The sequence below is a fragment of the Archangium sp. genome (genome assembly GCF_036389735.1).
Taxonomy (GTDB): domain Bacteria; phylum Myxococcota; class Myxococcia; order Myxococcales; family Myxococcaceae; genus Archangium.
This window is the reverse complement of the sequence record NZ_DASVWK010001044.1, coordinates 1-2,496: the sequence shown is the minus strand read 5'-3', so window position 1 is coordinate 2,496 and position 2,496 is coordinate 1. Positions and strand designations below refer to the sequence as shown.

Sequence of the window (2,496 nt, the reverse complement as noted above, 5' to 3'; positions counted from 1 at the left end):
AAGGGCGACCACCCCCACAAGAAGCCCAAGCCGGGTGGCGGCAACCGGAAATGAGGCCCGGCGGCCACGCGTGGCTCTCAGTTCCCCCGGGAATCGGCCAGCGGTTCGCGCACCGAGGCGAGCCGCTCCGCCCAGACCGGCGCCAGGTGGGGGTTGCGGGCCAGCGCCGCCTCGAGGTCCTCCCTCGCCCGGTCCCGTAGCGCCCGCTGCTCCCGAGCGTCGGCGGTGTCCTCCGCGAGCGCCGACAGCAGGCTCGCCCGCAGCACCCGCGTCTCGGGACAATCGGCCCGGTCGGTGAGTTGGGCCTCGGCCAGCTCGAGGCCCCGCTGGAGCAGCGGGCGCGGCTCCCCCCGGGCCCGTCGTCTCCAGCCGGCCCACTCGCGCAGGTGGTGGCCGAGGGCGCGGCGGAACTCCGGCCGCTCCGGCTCCTGCTCGAGGGCCTTCTGGAAGGCCTGGGCCGCCTCCTCGAAGTGCTCCTCCCGCGCCTGCCCCCGCGACGCCAGCCACCGGGCTCGCACGCCGCGCGTCTCCCCGAGGTGGCTCCAGGCCACCGGGTGCGTGGCGTTGAGCTCCAGGGCATGGCGCAGCGCCTCCTCGGCCTTGTCCAGCGCGGGCCCCGGGTCCTCCCCGTGCTCCAAGGCCCAGGTGGCCTGGTCGCGGTACGCCTTGCCCAGGTTCGCCCACGGCCGAGCGTGGTTCTTGTCCCGTTGGAGCGCCTGCTGGTACGCCTCCACGGCCGCGCGGAGGGCCGGGCCCGGGTCCTCCCGCCGCATGCTCAAGAAGGTGGCCCGGAGCGACTCCACCTCGCCCAGGTTGTTGAAGGCGAACCGCTGCTGGGGCGCGAGCGTCCGGGCCTGCTCGAAGGCCGCCCGGGCCTCGTCGAGCCCGGGGAAGGGGTCGCCTCCCTCCTCCCAGGTGAGCTGGGCGCGCCACAGCAGGGCCCCGCCCAGGCCATTGTGCAACTGGGGCATCTTGGCGTTGATGGCCAGGCCCTCGCGGTACAGCGCGAGGGCCCGCTCCAACTCCGGCCGCGTCTCCCCACCACGGTTGGAGTGCCGATGGGCGAGCTGCTCGTGGACCTGCGCCCCGTAGAAGAAGGGCACGTAGTTGCCAGGGCTGATGGAGCGCGCCCGCTCGAGCGCGTCCCGGGCCCGCTCCAGGTCTCCTTCCGGGTCGCCCGCCTTCGGGTGCGAGGCGCGCTTGAAGTAGGCGCCGCCGAGATTGCTCCACGCCTCCGACAGGCGCCCTTCGTCCACGGCGGCGGCGGCCTGGAAGGCCTCGATGGCCTGGCCCCGGTGCGCCAGCGAGTCCACGCCCAACTGCTCCTCGTAGTCGGCCCACACCTTGTAGATGAGGCCCTGGTCCGTGAGGAAGGCGTAGCCGCGCTCCTCTGGGGGAATGTGCGAGAAGGCCTCGAGGGCCTGCTGGAGCTGTTCGCGCGGATCCTCTCCCCGCGCCTGGCGGTTGCGCGCGAGCTGCCAGAGGATCTCGCCCAGCTCCAGGTGGGCGAGCATCCGGTCCGGGTAGAGCGCCAGGAGCGAGCGGGAGGAGGTGAGGGCCTTCTGGAGCAGCTCCCTGGCATCCTCGCTCCTGCCGGTGCGGTATTCGGCGAGCCGGCGGTGGAAGCGGGACTCACGCAGCCGGGACAGGAAGTAGTCGGGGTCCGCGGCGAGGGCGCGCGACACGGCCTCCAGGCCGCGGGTGTAGTGCTCCATCACCTCGCCTTTGCCGTACAGCCCCAGGAGGAGCTGGGCGTACTCCAGCCGCGACTGGGAGTGGTACACGGCCGGGGCGCTCGCGGCGATGGAGGAGGCGGTGGCATAGGCCTGGCGGGCGGCCTCGAAGTCGACGCGTGCTCCGTCCTGCTCGCCGCGGTTCCAGCGCTGACCGGCCCGGGCGACGAGGACGTCGCCGCGCAGCAGGGGCACCTCGTGGAGCCAGGGCTCCGCGTCACGCGCGGCCTCCAGGAGCGAGAGCGCCTCGTCGTGGCGGCCCTCGCAGAAGGCCAGCAGCGCCCCCACGTAGGCGGGAGGCGCGGGCACGTCGGGGCCCTCGCTGCGCCGCAGGTACTCCAGGGCCGGGTCCCGGTAGCGGCGCTGGAGCTCGCGCAGGCGGGCCTCGCGCCGCTCGGGGGAACTCTGGCGCTCCAGCTGCAGGATCAGGAGCGGCTCCGCGTAGAGCTCGCCGAGCACCTGCGCCAGCGCCCAGGCCACCCGGGGCTCGCGGTAGCCGAGCGCCCAGGCGGACTCGAGCCGCTGGCGCGCCGCGTCCTTGTCCCCGAGGGCGAACAGGACGCGGCCCAGGGCGTAATCGCCAGGCCCCCGCGCCTGCTCGCCGGCCTGACGCACCTCGGCCTCCAGCGCGGCCATCTCCGCGCGCAGCGCCTCGCGGTCCCCGCGCGTGTCGTGCAGCCGGGAGAGGGCGGAGTAGCGCGCCGAGGCCTCCATGCGCTCCACGCGCTCGGTGAAGCGGCGGGAGAGGCGCTCGCGCTCGGCC

The 2,496-nt window shown here is 74.7% G+C and carries 1 pseudogene; it reads right to left on the bottom strand.

Features of this window, described 5'->3' with window-relative positions:
* Positions 1 to 77: 77 nt before the first annotated feature.
* Positions 78 to 2,496: pseudogene (locus tag VF794_RS37315) on the bottom strand (serine/threonine protein kinase); the annotation flags it as partial.